At 72.6% G+C, this 15,319-nt stretch carries 13 protein-coding genes; 2 read left to right on the top strand and 11 right to left on the bottom strand.

Features of this window, described 5'->3' with window-relative positions; translation table 11 throughout:
- Positions 1-108: 108 nt before the first annotated feature.
- The gene (locus O7634_RS27620) at positions 109-546 is read left to right on the top strand and encodes a hypothetical protein (RefSeq protein ID WP_278153043.1); all 438 of its coding nucleotides are present in this window, start codon (positions 109-111) and stop codon (positions 544-546) included.
- Positions 547-943: 397 nt separating this feature from the next.
- On the opposite strand, the gene O7634_RS27625 is transcribed toward O7634_RS27620, so the two are convergent.
- From O7634_RS27625 to O7634_RS27670, 10 genes are all read right to left on the bottom strand, one after another.
- The gene (locus O7634_RS27625; RefSeq protein WP_278153044.1) at positions 944-1,408 is read right to left on the bottom strand and encodes a MaoC family dehydratase; all 465 of its coding nucleotides are present in this window, start codon (positions 1,406-1,408) and stop codon (positions 944-946) included.
- Positions 1,409-1,425: 17 nt separating this feature from the next.
- A complete protein-coding gene (locus tag O7634_RS27630; RefSeq protein ID WP_278153045.1) occupies positions 1,426-2,574 on the bottom strand; it encodes an acyl-CoA dehydrogenase family protein in 1,149 nt (382 codons plus the stop codon).
- 46 nt (positions 2,575-2,620) lie between these two features.
- Positions 2,621-5,431 (bottom strand): LuxR family transcriptional regulator, encoded by a 2,811-nt coding sequence (locus O7634_RS27635; RefSeq protein ID WP_278153046.1) that lies wholly within the window; start codon positions 5,429-5,431, stop codon positions 2,621-2,623.
- 62 nt (positions 5,432-5,493) lie between these two features.
- Entirely contained in the window at positions 5,494-6,147 is a 654-nt protein-coding gene (locus O7634_RS27640) for a TetR/AcrR family transcriptional regulator (RefSeq protein ID WP_278153047.1), read from the bottom strand.
- A 267-nt stretch (positions 6,148-6,414) separates the two neighbouring features.
- The gene (locus O7634_RS27645; RefSeq protein ID WP_278153048.1) at positions 6,415-7,701 is read right to left on the bottom strand and encodes an ABC transporter substrate-binding protein; all 1,287 of its coding nucleotides are present in this window, start codon (positions 7,699-7,701) and stop codon (positions 6,415-6,417) included.
- Positions 7,702-7,785: 84 nt separating this feature from the next.
- A complete protein-coding gene (locus tag O7634_RS27650) occupies positions 7,786-8,886 on the bottom strand; it encodes a branched-chain amino acid ABC transporter permease (protein WP_278153049.1) in 1,101 nt (366 codons plus the stop codon).
- Positions 8,883-9,761, bottom strand: a complete 879-nt coding sequence (locus O7634_RS27655) for a branched-chain amino acid ABC transporter permease (RefSeq protein WP_278153050.1) — start codon at positions 9,759-9,761, stop codon at positions 8,883-8,885. The genes O7634_RS27650 and O7634_RS27655 overlap by 4 nt, the downstream gene beginning before the upstream one ends.
- Before the next feature lie 31 nt (positions 9,762-9,792).
- Positions 9,793-10,515 (bottom strand): ABC transporter ATP-binding protein, encoded by a 723-nt coding sequence (locus O7634_RS27660; RefSeq protein ID WP_278153051.1) that lies wholly within the window; start codon positions 10,513-10,515, stop codon positions 9,793-9,795.
- Positions 10,512-11,303: an ATP-binding cassette domain-containing protein gene (locus tag O7634_RS27665; RefSeq protein ID WP_278153052.1), complete on the bottom strand. Its 792-nt coding sequence runs from the start codon at positions 11,301-11,303 to the stop codon at positions 10,512-10,514. Before O7634_RS27665 ends, O7634_RS27660 begins: the two co-directional genes overlap by 4 nt.
- Before the next feature lie 135 nt (positions 11,304-11,438).
- Complete coding sequence (locus O7634_RS27670; protein WP_278153053.1) at positions 11,439-12,329, bottom strand: alpha/beta hydrolase; 891 nt, start codon at positions 12,327-12,329, stop codon at positions 11,439-11,441.
- Positions 12,330-12,513: 184 nt separating this feature from the next.
- Between O7634_RS27670 and O7634_RS27675 the strand changes: the two genes are divergently transcribed.
- A complete protein-coding gene (locus tag O7634_RS27675) occupies positions 12,514-14,775 on the top strand; it encodes a catalase (protein ID WP_278153054.1) in 2,262 nt (753 codons plus the stop codon).
- 57 nt (positions 14,776-14,832) lie between these two features.
- On the opposite strand, the gene O7634_RS27680 is transcribed toward O7634_RS27675, so the two are convergent.
- Positions 14,833-15,195, bottom strand: a complete 363-nt coding sequence (locus O7634_RS27680; RefSeq protein WP_278153055.1) for a hypothetical protein — start codon at positions 15,193-15,195, stop codon at positions 14,833-14,835.
- Positions 15,196-15,319 lie beyond the last annotated feature (124 nt).

Consider the following 15,319-nt stretch of genomic DNA (forward strand, 5'->3'; position numbering starts at 1 on the left):
AAAAGGGAGGAGTGGTATTTACCGAGTTATGAGTTCGCCGTCTACCAAAATACATGCTTCAAGCACTGGTAGACCTGCTTCATAGTCACACCGACAAGAGGAGAAGTAATGAAGGCTAGGTCTTTAGCGACCTTGGCGACGGTCGCCGCGCTACTCATGGGGGCTGTGGTCACCACATCTCCAGCCAACGCGTCGGCTGCCGCGGACAACTGCAACTACAACGCCGCCGGCATGAAGTACTTTTACTACTCGACATCTGGCCCTGTCGTACAATGGCCCACCAAGTACTGTTACGGCGAATACAATGTCAACTCCGACGGGCACCGGATCGAACCGGGCGATTGGTCCGGATGGGTCGACTTTCGCGATGGAAGCTGGACCTACTTCTGCGATCGGAAAACCACGTGGCTCGGCGGAAAGCGCGTAATCAAGATTGAGATGAGCCCGACAAAGATTCCGTTGTGCGGTGGCAGCTTGGCCCCCGATGAGGCTTCTTTGGGGCAGTCAAATTCGGGCCGTTCACTGTCAGACCTGGTTCGAGAGTGAACGCACTGGCTGGCGCATCCCGGACACGAAGGTTCCCGCTTGGGCAGTCCCGGCCATAATTGCCGTCCCAGGCTCAGTCGTTAGCGACAGGACGACGGTCATGCGTTCGACCCGCGCCGCCGTGTGCTCCTGGGCAGATGATCGTCCCGCAAAGTATGTGGATCCACTCTCACCGCTGGCAGACCAGCGGTTGTTGCTGAGCTTATTGGCACTAGCGAGGCGACCGACGCGATTCGTTTTCGACAGCTGATGGGCGGCGGCGGATTCCGTCGCCGCCCATCGGAGTGCTGAGGTGCTCTGGCGGCGGGGCAGCAGGGGCATCGCGATTTCGGGAACCTCTTTGATAACGCCTACCCGGAGCCGACGGCACCTTGCCAGCTCCCGCCGAACTGGTCGGTCATTGCTCCACGGCGCGATAGAGCCGACTCACCGTCTCCGCCACGCAGACCGGCTTGCCGCCACTGTCGCTCTCCACGGTGACCGCCGCGACGAGCTGGACACCGCCGTCCACCGGTGACACCTCGGCGATGGTGACGGTGGCGCGGACGGCGGCGCCGACCCGGACCGGCGCGGGGAAGCGCACCCGGTTCAGTCCGTAGTTGACCCCCATCGCCACCCCCTCGACCCGGTAGAGCCGACCGGCCAACGCCGGCAGCAGCGACAGGGTCAGGTACCCGTGCGCGATCGTCCCGCCGAACGGCCCCGCCGCGGCCCGGGCCGGGTCGAGGTGGATCCACTGGTGGTCGTCGGTGGCGTCGGCGAAGAGGTCGACGCGGCTCTGCTCGATGCGCTGCCACGGGCCGGGGCCGATGCTCTCGCCGGTGGCGGCGGCCAACTCCGCGAACGAGGTGAAGACTCGCATGCCTGATCTCCTTTGCACTAGAAGGCGTTGACGCCGGTGAGCGCCCGCCCGATCAGGAGTTGCTGGATCTGGCTGGTGCCCTCGTAGAGCGTGGCGACCCGCGCGTCCCGCAGGTACTTGCCGACCGGGTACTCGTCGATGTACCCGTACCCCCCGAAGACCTGGACCGCGTTGTTGGCCGCGCGGACCGCGGCCTCGCTGGCGAAGAGCTTGGCCATCGAGGCCTCGGCGGCGAACGGCTGGTCGCGGTCGATCAGGTCGGCCACCTGCCAGACCAGCAGCCGGGCTGCGGCGGCGTCCACCGCGATGGCGGCGAGTAGCTGCTGGACGAGCTGGTGCCCGGCGATGGGCTTGCCGAACTGGGTCCGCTGCCCGGCGTAGCCGACCGCCGCGTCGAGGCAGCCCTGGGCGATGCCGACGCACCCGGCGGCCACCGACATCCGGCCCTTGGCGAGGGTGGCGAGGGCGAGGCGGAAGCCGGCGCCCTCGTCGCCGAGGCGGGCGGTGTCGGGCACCCGCACCTCGTCGAAGCGCAGCTCGCCGGTGGCCTGACCGCGCAGGCCCAGCTTGCCGTGGATCTCCCGACGGGTCAGCCCCGGACTGTCCGTGGGCGCCAGGAACGCGGTGATCCCGCGGTGCCCCGGGCCGCCGGTGCGGGCGAAGACCAGCGCGACGTCGGCGGTGGTGCCGTTGGTGATGAACGTCTTCGTGCCGGTGAGCAACCAGTCGGCGCCGTCGCGGACCGCGCGGGTCCGCAGCGCGGCGGCGTCGGAGCCACTGTCGGGCTCGGTCAGCGCGAAGCAACCCAGCGCGTCGCCGGCGCAGAGCCGGGGCAGCCACTCGGCCCGCTGCGCCTCGGTGCCGTGCGCGGCGATCGACTTGGCGACCAGCCCGAGGGAGACCGACACGATGCCGCGCACCGCGGAGTCGCCGCGGCCGAGCTCTTCCAGGACCAGGCAGTACGCGAGGTGGTCGCCGCCGGAACCGCCGTCCGCCTCGGCGATCGTCAGCCCCAGGAAACCCAGGTCACCGAGCTGGCTGACGATGGCGGGGTCGACCGACTCGCGTCGGTCCCAGGCAGCCGCGTGCGGCAGCAGCTCCCGGTCGGCGAACTCGGCGGCCAACTGGCGGACCGCCGCCTGCTCGGCGGAGAGGGTGAGGTCCATGCCCGATAAACTAGCGGTGATAGTTTTCGGCGTCCAGACCGGAGTGTCACCGCTCGGAGGCCAGCCCGGCAGGCCGTCCGGCGGTGAAGGCGCGGGCCAGTTCGGTGCGCGAGCGGATGCCCAACCGGTGGAAGACGTTGCGCAGGTGGTGGTCGACGGTGCGGGTGGAGAGGAACATCCGGGCGGCGATCTCCCGGTTGGTGGCGCCCTCCGCGACCAGTTCGGCGATCCGCAGCTGCTGCCCGGTCAGCAGCCGCGCCGCCGGCAGGTCCGGCGACCCGACCGACTCACCGGCGGCCCGCAGCTCCGTGGTGGCCTGCTCGGCCCAGCGCTCCACCCCGAGCAGGCCGAACATCTCACGGGCCTGGTGCAGGTGGGTACGCGCGTCGCGGGGGCGTCGGCTGCGCCGCAGCTCCTGGCCGAAGAGCAGCTCGGTGCGGGCCCGCTCGAACATGCCGGCCTCGGCCGGGTGCAGCCGCAGGGCCGCCTGGAAATCCCGCTCCGCCTCGGCGCCGCCCCGGGCCGCCAGCAGTGCGTGGCACCGTGCGGACAGGGCCCGGCGCAGCGGGCTCGCGGTGCTGCTGGCCCACCTGTCGAACACCGCGAGCGCGGCCGTCGCCGCCGGGCGGTGCGCCACGTGCGCCGCCGCCTCCACCAGGTACGGGGTGGCCATCACCTGCACCAGAACCTGACCGCGACCGGTGCCGAGCCGGGCCAGCGACACCAGCCGCTCCGCGGCCTCGGCGTGCCGGCCGTCGACCAGGTCGAGCACCGCCAGCGCCCAGCCGGCGAGCGCGTGCGGGCGGCTACCCGGCGGGGGCGACTCACCGATCTCGTGGATCCATCGCAGGCTGCTGTCCCGGTCGGCCCGGATCGCGGCGAGCACCGCGAGCATGCCCAGGTGGACGTTGGCGCAGTTGACCTGTCCCGTGGCGCGGGCCACGCGCAGCCCCGCCCGGGAGGTCTCCGCCGCCGCCTCGTGCCGACCCAGCCAGTACTCGGCGATCGCCCGCAGCTCCAACGCGCGGGACAGCATGGACAACTCGCCCCGCTCCCGCGCCAGCCCGACCGCCTGGTCGGCGAGGCGGTGCGCCGCGCCGTCCACGGCCACCAGCAGGCCGGCCGCCGCGGCACAGGTGAGCGCCGTGGACGTCAGCGCCCACCCGTTCAGCCGACCGCCCAGCACGACCGCGCGGCGCAGCGCCGGCCCGGCCCGCTCGTGGTCGCCGCGCAGGGTCGCCGCCACTCCGGCGATCAGGCAGCTCATGAGTTCGATGGCGGGCGGGTCGTTCGCGCGTCGCAACGACAGCGCCCGGCGGCCCACCTCGGCGTACCGGTACTGGTCACCGGCGAAGCAGACGGCCTCGCCGGCGCGCACCAGGCCGACCAACGCCAGGGCGCGGTCGCTGCCCTGCACCGCCGTGGCGGCGGTCAGCAGCGTGACCCGCGCACTCGACGCCCCGCCGCAGCGCAGCTCCAGCTCGCCGCGCAACAGGTCGGCCCGCCCGCGCACGGCCGGGTCGGCGCACACCACGCGGAGCCGGTCGAGCAGCAGCCGTGCCACGTGGGGCTCGCCCCCGGCCCAGGCGTAGCGGGCGGCGGTCAGCAGTCGGGCGGAGGTCTGGGCCGGGCGGTCGCTGAGCTCGGCGGCCCACCGCAGGGCCGCCGAGGCGGCGAGCCACCCGCCGGCCCCGCCGGTCGCCGCCCGCTCCAGCTCGGCGGCGAGCGCCGGGTCGGCGCCCGCCGAGGCGGCGGCGAGGTGCATGGCCCGGCGCAGCCGGTGCGCGTCCCCGACGAGCACCTCCGCGAGCAGCCGGTGTGCCGCGCGGCGCTCACCCAGCGGCGCGCTCGCCGCGACCATCGTACGGACCAACGGCTGCGGGAAGGTGACGCCGCGGGGTTCCACGCGGACCAGGCCGGCGACCTCCGCCGGGGCCAGGGCGTCGACCGTGGTGCCGGCGACCCGCGCGGCGCGGATCAGCGTGCCCGGCTCGCCGTCCTCGTCGAGCGCGGCGAGCAGCAGCACCCGCCGGGTGTCCGCCGGCAGCCGGTCCAGGCGGTCCCGGTACGCGCGCCCCAGCGCGCCGTCGGCGGGTGGCGCGGTGGGCAGCGGCTCCTCCCCCCGCCACTGCCCCGGGGTGAGCATCTCGGCGAGGTCCACGAGCGCCTGGGGGTTGCCACCGCCGATCGCGGCCAACGCTGTCAGCACCGAGGCGGCGGGTCGCTCGACGCGCTCGCCGTCGGTGCGGAGGTGGAGCCGGTCGGCGAGCAGTGCCGCGCTCTCGCGCTCGGTCAGGTCGCGCAGCCGGTGCGCCGGTATCCCGTCGACGGTGGCGGTGACGTCGGCGGTGAGCAGGACGACGACGGGCAGGTCCCGCACCCGGCGGGCCACGAGGGCGAGGACCTGCGCGGTCTGCGGGTCGCCCCGGTCGACGTCGTCCATCGTGGCGAGCAGCGGACGGTCCCGGGCGGCGGCCGCGAGCAGCCCGAGCACCGCCACCGACAGCGTCAACTGCCGCCCCGCCGGGCAGCCCTCTCCCGCCAGCGCGCGGCGCAGCAGGTCACGCTGCTCGGTGGGCAGCGCGGCGAGCCGGTCGAGAATCGGTGCGACGAGGCGTTGCAGGCCGGCGTACGGCAGCGCGGCCTCCTCCGCGAGCCCGCTGCCCGCGAGCACCGCGCAGCCCTCGGCCTGCCGGTGGGCGTAGCGGACCAGCGCGGTGCGGCCCGATCCGGGCTCGCCACGGATCAGCAGGGCGCCGTCGCCGGTGGTCATGTCGTCGAGCAGACTCCGGACAGCCCGGCACTCGTCGTCCCGGCCGCGCAGCACGGTTAGTTGCACTCTTGATGCAGCAACCATGCCTGTCAGTGTTACCCATCGGAAACCAGATGGAAAGAGGGTGATATCGGGCCGCGCCGCGATCAGTCGGACGCGACCTCGGCCAGCAGCGCGCCCACCGTACGGGTCATCACCGCGCGGGCCTGGTCCACGCCCAGACCGAGCCCGTGGCGCAGCATCGACCAGGCCGGCCACATGCTCGCCGCCACCAGGGCGTTGACCAACTGCGCCCGCTCCCGACCCGCGCGGGCCAGCTCCGCGGCGAAGAGCTCCTCGACCTCGTCGCGAACCCGGTCGATGTGCTTGAGGCGGTTGCGGTGCAGCTGCTCGGAGACCGGCTCGCGCATCTGCGCGGCCCGTGCCGACGGCGTGATGAGCTGGAGCAGCCGGGCCCGCTGCCGGCAGTACGCGTCGACCCGCTTCGCCAGCGGCAACGCCGTGGAGATCGGCCGGTAGGCGGCGTCCTGCTGACGCAGCACCTCCGCGCCGCTGGCCTCGAAGAGCGTCTCCATGTCCTTGAAGTTGGTCCAGAGGGTGCGCAGCGAGATGCCGGCCCGTTCGGCGATGCGCTCGCCGGTCGGACGCAGGTCGCCCTCGGAGATGAGCGCGAGGTGCGCCTCGACGATGGCCGCGCGGGTGCGCTCGGCCCGGGCGGTCCGCCCGTCGACCCGGCCGGCCTCGACGCCGTCCGCCCGCGCCCGACCCCGCCCCCGCACCCCCACCACGCTCCCTGCCATGTCGCCGAGTCTAGACAGGTGATGATCAGGGGCGCCCGGCCCAGCGCCGGACCGCTCGTCCGGGCCGAGCGGGGAGTGCGACGACGGCGAACCGGCACGCCCACCTGAATCTGCATTCACGGTGCAGATAGTAGGAGCGCCGATCGGCGTCGGTCAACGCCTCGCGCACCGGCGTCGACGGTCGCCGCGCCAGTGTTCGGCGCAGCCGTCCGACCGGGCGCGGTCCGGGGGAAACCACGCCCGGTCGGGCGACGCCGGGACGGGACCTCAGGAGACGGTCGGGACCCCGTTCGCCGGTGGCACGGCCGGCGCCACCGTGTACTCGTTGACCGGCCCGTCCGCCTCGTCGGTCTCGTACGCCGGCCCGAAGTAGCTCTGCACTCCCCCGCTCACCCGGCTCAGCCGCTGCCCGCCGTACCCGGAGTGGTCCTTCTCGGAGAAGCGCAGCGGCGCCAGGCCCGGACCCTGGAACCCGCCCTTCCGCACGGCGTCGATGATCTTCTCCCGGGTGAGGTCCTTGCCGGCCGCGAGCAACGCCTGCACGAAGAGGTAGCCGACGGACATGCCGTAGACGGTGTTGCCGTCGAACGCGGCGTCCCCGTTGTGCTCCTTGTTGATTTTCATGAAGAGCTGGATCCACGGGTTCGCCGTGTCGTTCTGCATCGGCAGGTAGTTGGTGCCGACCATGCCCTCGAGCAGTCCAGCGGCGGCGCCGAGCTGCTTGGCCAGCGTGGGGTGGTCGGCGCCGACGTTGGCGACCAGCCACTGCGGCTTGAAGCCCAGCCGCGCGGCGGTGCCGACGGACAGCGCGGTGAAGCCGGGCACCGTGGCGAGCACGACGACCTGGCAACCGGCCGCCTTGAACGCGCCGATCTGCGGGGCGACGTTGGTGTTGCTGGTGACGTACGTCTGCTTGACCGCCACCGCCGAGGCGCCGAGCACCTTCTCCACGCCGGCCAGGCTGTCCCGGCCGAAGTCGTCGTCCTGCCCGAGGAAGCAGACCTTCTGCCCGGCCAGTTCCCGCTTCGCGTAGTTTGCGAGAATCTTGCCCTCCACCGTGTAGTCCGGGTTGAACCCGAACGTGCCCGGATACTTGTCCGGCTGGTCCCAGCTACGGCTACCGGAGGCGACGAACAGGTCCGGCACCCGGTTGCTCTTGAGGAAGTCGAGCACGCCGGTGTGCGTCGGCGTGCCCAGTCCGTTGAGGATCGCGAAGACCTTGTCCTGCAGGACGAGCTGGCGGACCACCTGCTGGGTGTTCGCCGGGTTGTAGCCGTCATCCATGATCTTGTAGGTGATCTTCCGCCCGTGCACCCCGCCGTTGGCGTTGACGTAGTCGAAGTACGCCTTGGTCGCCGGGGCGATCTTCGAGTAACCGGCCGACGCCGGCCCGGTCAGCGGCATGTGGGTGCCGACGGTGATTTCGGTGTCGGTGACGCCCGGCACCGGGGCGCCGCCGGGACCGGAGCCGTCGTCACCGCTGCAACCCGCAGCGGTGGCCAGCAGGGCGATGGTGCTGATGAGCGCGAGACCACGTTGTGCCGTACGGCGCATGGAGAACACCGACCTTTCTCGGTCCGGTCGTCGGGGGAACGGTGTGGTGGTGGAGCGCCCGGCCGGGGCCGGGCCGGGCACAGCTCAGGAACGTCGGGCCCGCAGGCGCCGACCAAGACTCGACAGCAGGCCCTGGATGCCGCCGGGCGCGGCGATCATGACGACGATCAGGGTGAGCCCGAAGATCGCCAGCGGCAGGTTTCCCTCCAGCCGTTGGGCCACCGCGGGCGAGAGCGTCAGCAGCTCGGTCACCGAGTGGGTGAGGTCGGGCAGGGCGACCAGCAGGACCGCCCCCCACACCGCGCCGGCGAGGCGACCCAGACCCCCGATCACCACGGCCATCAGCAGGAACAGCGACAGGGTCAGCGAGAACGCCCCCGGGGACACGCTCTGCGCGAGGACCGCCAGCAACGCCCCGCCGAGCCCGGCGGTGGCGGCGCTGACCACGAAGGCGAGGACCTGCGTGCGGGCCACGTGGATGCCGGCGAGGCGGGCGGCCACCTCGTCGTCGCGGACCGCCCGGAAGGTGCGCCCGTACCGGCTGCGGATCAGGTTCGCCAGCAGCAACAGGACGAGCAGGGTGGCCGCGCCGGTGAGCCAGAGCTGCCACCGCTCGTAGGGGAAGTACGGGCCGAGCGCCAACGGCGGCGGCTCGACCGGCACCGACAGGCCCTGCTCGCCGTTGAACACGCCGTCGAAGGTGACGGCCAGCGCCGGCACCACCACGGCCACCGCCAGGGTGACGCCGGCCAGGTAGGGCCCGCGCAGCCGGGCAGCGGCCACCCCGACCACAGCGCCGACCGCGACAGTGCTGACGATCGCCGCGGCCAGCGAGAGCGGCAGCAGCCAGCCACCGGTCATCCCCCGGTCGGCGAACGCGTTCTGGCACAGCGCCACGGTGTACGCCCCGGTCGCCATCAACGCGCCGTGCCCCAGCGACAGTTGCCCGTTGAGCCCGGTGAGGACGGTCAGGCCGGCGGTCGCGCAGAGGTACGCGGCCACCGTGGCGAGCTGGAAGTTGCGGAACGGCTCGACGGCGTAGCTGACCGCCACCAGCAGCGCCCCGGCGGCGAGCACCACCGCGAGGTGGCGCAGCAGCGTGGAGCCACGTCGGCCGGGCGCGGGCCGGTCGCCGGCGTCGGCCGGACGGGCCTCCGGCGGCGCTGCCGCCCGGGTCGCGCTCACACCCGCCTCGCCGCGACCGGGGCGAACAGCCCGCCGGGCCGGACCAGCAGCACCGCCAGCAGCAGCACCAGCACCGCGAGCGGGGTCAGGTCACTGCCGGCGTAACCGCTCACGTAGGACAGCAGCAGGCCCACCACGAGGCCGCCGACCACCGCGCCGGGCGGGCTGTCCAGCCCGCCCACCACCGCACCGGTGAACGCCGAGACGAACACCAGGTCCATGGCGTGCGGATGCAGACCCAGCTCGGTCGGCAGCACCAGCATGGCGGCCAGCGCGCCCACCCCCGAGGCCAGCGCCCACCCGAGGGTCAGCATGCCGCCGACGTTGACCCCGAGCAGGCGGGACACCTCCGGCGCGAAGGCCGCCGCCCGCATCCGCAACCCCACCGGGGTACGCGCGAACAGCCAGGCCAGGCCGCTGACCACCACCCCGATGGTGGCGAAGACGAACAGGTCGTACGGCGACAGCACGGCGACCCCGCCCACGGTGAGGGCGGTCCTGCTGAACGGGGCCTCGGCGGGGCGGAACTCGTTGCCGTACACCATGCCCAGCACGGCCTGGATCAGCAGCACCAGCCCGAGCGCGACGATCACCGGGTTGAGCGGCGACGCGTGGTCGACGTGCCGCATCACCACCCGGTCCACCAGCGCGCCGAGCAGCAGGCCGGCGACGATCGCGACCAGGAAACCGAGCCAGTACGAGCCGGTGGCCGAGGTGACGCTGTAGACGACGTACGCGGCGGCGACGGCCATCGCGCCCTGGGCGAAGTTGACGACCCGCGCCGCCCGCCAGATGAGCACCAGGGCCAGCGCGAACGCGGCGTACACCGCGCCCCGGGACAGGCCGTCGACGGTGAGGAAGACGAAGCGGTCCAAGAGTCCTCCCTCCGAGGGGACGAGGTGGTGGTCAGAAACCGAGGTACGCGTGGCGCAGGTCGACGTCGTCGCGCAGCGTCGCCGCCGGAGCGGCGATCACCACCTGCCCGAGGGACATCACGACGCCCTGGTCGGCGACGGCGAGCGCGCTGCGCACGTTCTGCTCGACGAGCAGGACGGTCAGGCCGGTCCGGTCGCGCAGCTGGCGGAGCAGGGCCATGATCCGGGCGACCACCCGGGGGGCCAGGCCGAGCGAGGGTTCGTCCAGCAGCAGCAGGCGGGGCCGGCCGACCAGGGCCCGGCCGAGCGCCAGCATCTGCCGCTCGCCGCCGGAGAGCTGGTGGCCGAGGTGCCGACGACGCCGGGCCAGGGGCTCGAACAGCTCGTAGACCTCGTCGAGGGCCCGCCCGGCGTCCGCCCGGTCGCGCCGCCACAGCCCGCCGAGCCGCAGGTTCTCGTCGACGGTCAGCTCGCTGATCACGCCCCGACCCTCCGGGACGTGCGCCATGCCGCGCCGGACGAGCTGCTCCACCGGCGTACCGCTGAGGTTCTCGCCGGCGAGCAGCACCTGGCCGGCGGCCGGGCGGATCATGCCGGAGAGCGCGCGCAGCAGGGTGGTCTTGCCGGCGCCGTTGGCGCCGACGACGGCGGTGATCGTGCCGGCGGCGACGCTGAGGTTGATCTCCCGCAGCACCGGCGCGGCCCCGTAGCCGGCCACCAGCCCGCGCACCTCGAGCAGGTCGGACGCGCTCATGGGGAGGACACCTCCTCCTCGACCGTCGCACCGAGGTAGGCGTCGGTCACCGCCGGGTCGTCGCGGACCTCGTCCGGGGTGCCCGCCGCGATCACCCGGCCGAAGTCGAGCACCACCAACTCGTCGCAGACGGCCATCACCAGGTCCATGTGGTGCTCGACCAGGAGCACGGCGCAGGGATCGACGTCGCGCCGGGGCAGCCGCCGGACCAGCTCCGCCAGCTCGGCGATGTCGTCCGCGCCGAGACCGCCGGCGGGCTCGTCGAGCAGGAGCAGCCGGGGTCGGGCGGCGAGCGCGCGCGCCAGGGCGACCCGTTGGCGTACCGCGAAGGGCAGTGTGGTCGGCGCGGCGTCGGCGTGCGCCGCGATGCCCAGGTCGTCGAGGACGGTCAGGGCGTGCGCGCGCAGCCGGCGCTCGTCGCGGTCGCTGGCCGGCAGGCCGAACAGCGCCGACGCGAAACCCGCACGGGCGGTGTGGGTCGCGCCGGTCATCACGTTCTCCACCACGCTGAGCCCCGCGAAGAGCCCGGTGCCCTGCAAGGTGCGGGCGATGCCGAGCCGGGTCAGCCGGTGCGGCCGGGGCCGCAACGGGCGACCGTCCAGGGTGAGCGATCCCGACTCCGGGGCGACGAAGCCGCAGATCACGTTGAAGAGCGTGGTCTTGCCCGCGCCGTTGGGCCCGATCACGCCCACCACCCGGTTGGGTGGCACCCGCAGGGAGACGTCGTCGAGGGCGGTGAGGCCGCCGAAACGGACGCCGATGTGGTGCAGTTCCAGGCCGCGCTCCATCACCCATCCCTCGGTCGTGGCGGGTGTTATTTACACTCGCAGTGTACGTTTCCGGGGTATCGCGTCAAGACCTCCGACGCCCCCGCACGCGCGGACGGGGCGGCCGCCACCGGCGACCGCCCCGCAGCTCGCCGGTCAGGCGCTCGGGCAGGTGTTGCGGTACTCCTCGATCTGCGACCCGCTCGGGCCGGGGCAGAGGAACTGCTCGTAGCGGGTGTCGTCGTCGACGAACCGCTTCAGCCACGCCACCATCTGCCGCGCGGTCGGCGTGTTCGTGGTCTGCGGGAAGAAGTGGCTCGCCCCGTTCAGCTCCAGGTACGCCTTCTCCGCCGAGGACGGAATGCTGTTGTAGAACGGCACGGAGTGCGTCGCGACCGGCGCGACGCTGTCGCTCTCACCACCGATGATCAGCGTGGGCACCCGCAGCTCGGACCAGCTCTTGTCCAGGTTCCAGGGCGCGAGCGGCACCGCCGCCTGCAACGACGGCCGGGACGAGGCCGCCTCCAGGCTGCCCCCGCCGCCCATGGAGTGGCCGGCCACCGCGAGCCGGCTGCTGTCGATCCGGCTCCGCACCGAGCTGCGCTGGGTGAGGTAGTCCAGCGCGGCGAGCAACTGCCGACCCCGGCTGTCCGGCTGGTCCAGCCGGGTGTTGGTCTCGATGCCGATGACCACGAAGCCGTGCGAGGCGATCCGCGGTCCGAGCCAGCTGATGCTGGACCAGGCGGCGGTGTAGCCGGGCGAGATGGCGATGGCGCCGAAGGTGCCCTCGCTGGTGCTGGTCGGGTAGTAGATGACGCCGCCGCCGAAGCCGGTCACGCTCAGCGAGGACACGCTCTGCGAGGCCGTGGTGAACGGGCCACGACTGGCTTCCAGGATCGCGGTCGTCGGGTCGGGGCCCCGCTCGTACGGGCCGGCGGCCTGCGCGGCACCGGACGGACCGGCCAGGACGACGCCGGCGACCAGGGCGGCGGCCAGACCGAGCCGGGCTGCCACGGAACGGGGACGGGTGGTGGTTGGTGAGGACACGTCGGGCACTCCCTAGGGTCGAAGGATATCGACCCTTGTCAGTTTTCGCCGCTCCGCCCTGCCAGGCATCGGCGAAATCACCAGTCCCGGCGGCATTTGCCGTGATCAGTCGCGTTTCGACCCCCTGACCAGGGGTAGCAGGGCAGGCGCCCGCCCACACCAGCGCCATGGAGAGGTTCGTCCAGTGGATTCCAGCAAGCCCGCCGAGGCGGTCAAGAACGCCGTGAAGGCCGCCTCCGGAAAGATCGCCGACGCCCTGAGCCCGGACGTCCCCGGCGCGCCGGGGAGCGCGCCGCCGACCCTCGAGGAGCCCACCACCCCGCACGACCCGCTGCCGCCGAAGCCGGAGCAGGGAGCGCCGCAGACGCGCACGCCGACCGGCGCCGAGACCGGCGCGCCGACCACAGCGAACGGTCAGCAGGGCGCGTACCTGACCACCGCGCAGGGGGCACGGCTGCGCGACACCGACCACTCGCTCAAGGCCGGCCCGCGCGGCCCGGTGCTGCTCCAGGACCACCACCTCCGGGAGAAGATCACCCACTTCGACCACGAGCGCATCCCGGAGCGGGTGGTGCACGCCCGGGGCGCCGGGGCGCACGGCGTCTTCACCGCCTACGGCAACGCCGAGGCGGTCACCCGGGCCGGCTTCCTGAAGAAGGGCCGGGAGACCGACGTCTTCGTCCGGTTCTCCACAGTGCTCGGCTCGCGTGGCTCGGCCGACACCGTCCGCGACACCCGCGGCTTCGCGACGAAGTTCTACACCGACGAGGGCACCTTCGACCTGGTCGGCAACAACATGCCGGTCTTCTTCATCCAGGACGCCATCAAGTTCCCCGACATCATCCACGCCGGCAAGCCGCACCCGGACCGGGAGATCCCGCAGGCGCAGAGCGCCCACGACACCTTCTGGGACTTCGTGTCGCTGCACACCGAGGCCCAGCACCACACCATCTGGAACATGTCCGACCGGGGCATCCCGCGGTCGTACCGGACGATGGAGGGCTTCGGCGTCCACACCTTCCGCCTGGTCAACGAGGCCGGGGAGACGGCGCTGGCCAAGTTCCACTGGAAGCCGAAGCTGGGCGTGCACTCGCTGACCTGGGAGGAGGCCCAGCTACTCGGCGGCATGGACCCGGACTTCCACCGGCGCGACCTGTACGACGCCATCGAGGCCGGCGCGTACCCGGAGTGGGAGCTGGGCATCCAGGTCTTCCCGGACACCCCCGAGGAGACCTTCGCCGGCATCGACCTGCTGGACCCGACGAAGATCGTGCCGGAGGAACTGGCGGAGGTGCAGCCGGTCGGCAGGCTGGTGCTCAACCGGACGCCGACGAACTTCTTCGCCGAGACCGAGCAGGTCGCCTTCCACCTCGGTCACCTGCCACCGGGCATCGACGTCACGAACGACCCGCTGTTGCAGGGCCGGTTGTTCTCGTACGTCGACACGCAGCTCACCCGCCTGGGCGGGCCGAACTTCTCGCAGATTCCGATCAACCGCCCGCACGCGGCGGTGAACGACATGCTGCGCGACGGCTTCCACCAGCAGGCGGTGCACGCGGGCGTCGCGCCGTACCGGCCGAACTCGCTCGACGGGGGCAACCCGTTCCCGGCCGGCGACGCCGAGCACGCCTTCGTCGACGTGCCGGTCACCGTCGCCGAGGCCCCGAAGGTACGGGCGAACCCGGCCTCGTTCGACGACCACTACAGCCAGGTCCGCCTGTTCTGGCTGAGCATGTCGCCGGTCGAGAAGGAACACATCATCCGGGCGTACACCTTCGAGCTGGGCAAGTGCTACCACCAGGCGATCAAGGAACGGCAGCTGCGGAGCCTCGCCAACATCGACCCGGTGCTGTGCCAGGAGGTCGCGACCGGCCTGGGCCTGCCCGCGCCGCAACCGACGGTGCCGCTCGCCGACGTCGCGCCCAGCCCCGCGCTGTCGCAGGTCGGTCGGGAGTGGCCGGCTGACGGCCGGACCGTCGGGATCGTCGTCGACCCCACCGGCGACCTGGACGGGGTCGACGAGGTCCGCCGGGCCGTGTTCGACGCCGGCATGGTGCCGCTGCTGATCGCGCCGCACGGCGGCATGGTGGGCGACCTGCCGGTGCAGCGCACCTTCGCCACCGGCCGGTCGGTCGAGTTCGACGCGATCCTGTTGGCCGCCGCACCGGCACCCGCCCCGGACGCGCTGCCCGCCCGGGACGCCAAGGCGGGACGGCCGGACGCGGCGACCGTCGACCCCCGCGTGCTGCTGCTGGTCGAGGAGGGCTGGCGGCACGCGAAGGCGATCGGCGCCTGGGGCGCCGGCGTCACGGTCCTGGAGCAGGCCGGCGTGGCCGGCACCCCGGGCGTCGTGGCGGCGGGCTCGGGCGCCGAGGCCCTGACCGCCGTGCGGCAGCTCATGGCCGCGCACCGGGTGTGGGAACGGTTCCCGGCCTCGGTCGCCTGACCCCACGACGACGAGGGCTGTCCTCCCGGTTCGGGAGGGCAGCCCTCGTCGGACGTCTCAGAAGGTGCGGTCGGTGCCGAACCAGAACCACAGGAACGGCAGGGCCAGCGGTACGAGGGTCGCCAGCAGCAGAGCCGGAAACCCGACCGATCGAAGAGCCCGGAACCGACGCCACTGCCGACGATTGACCAGCACCGTCGCTACCAGCAGCACCGTGCTCAGAACGACAACCTCGACGACGGCGAAGCGCGCCCCCGCGGAGCCGTACGGTGCGACGACGTCTTCGCCGTTGAGGGCCCGGAGGTAGTAGGTGAGGGTGTCCAGGGCAGCGATCGGCACGATCGCGCACAGGCCGATGACCAGGTTGCCGGCCAGCCAGGCCAGGGTGATCCGGAGCAGGCGCGTGCGGTCGGCGGTCACCGGCACCTCCACTGCTCGCCTCGCCTTCTCTAGATCCTGGGAGCGGCCGAGCCTATCCCTGCGCTCTGCCGCCCGGCGTCCCGACAGGCTCGCGACCGCCCGCGGACGGACCTGATCTGTCCAT

Source organism: Micromonospora sp. WMMD1120 (assembly GCF_029626235.1).
GTDB lineage: Bacteria > Actinomycetota > Actinomycetes > Mycobacteriales > Micromonosporaceae > Micromonospora.

Bases quoted from the DNA above. Each gene is read 5' to 3' on its own strand.
- O7634_RS27620 (WP_278153043.1), top strand. From the start codon at position 109: ATGAAGGCTAGGTCTTTAGCGACCTTGGCGACGGTCGCCGCGCTACTC.
- O7634_RS27625 (WP_278153044.1), bottom strand. From the start codon at position 1,408: ATGCGAGTCTTCACCTCGTTCGCGGAGTTGGCCGCCGCCACCGGCGAG.
- O7634_RS27640 (WP_278153047.1), bottom strand. From the start codon at position 6,147: ATGGCAGGGAGCGTGGTGGGGGTGCGGGGGCGGGGTCGGGCGCGGGCG.
- O7634_RS27635 (WP_278153046.1), bottom strand. From the start codon at position 5,431: ATGGTTGCTGCATCAAGAGTGCAACTAACCGTGCTGCGCGGCCGGGAC.
- O7634_RS27665 (WP_278153052.1), bottom strand. From the start codon at position 11,303: ATGGAGCGCGGCCTGGAACTGCACCACATCGGCGTCCGTTTCGGCGGC.
- O7634_RS27645 (WP_278153048.1), bottom strand. From the start codon at position 7,701: ATGCGCCGTACGGCACAACGTGGTCTCGCGCTCATCAGCACCATCGCC.
- O7634_RS27660 (WP_278153051.1), bottom strand. From the start codon at position 10,515: ATGAGCGCGTCCGACCTGCTCGAGGTGCGCGGGCTGGTGGCCGGCTAC.
- O7634_RS27630 (WP_278153045.1), bottom strand. From the start codon at position 2,574: ATGGACCTCACCCTCTCCGCCGAGCAGGCGGCGGTCCGCCAGTTGGCC.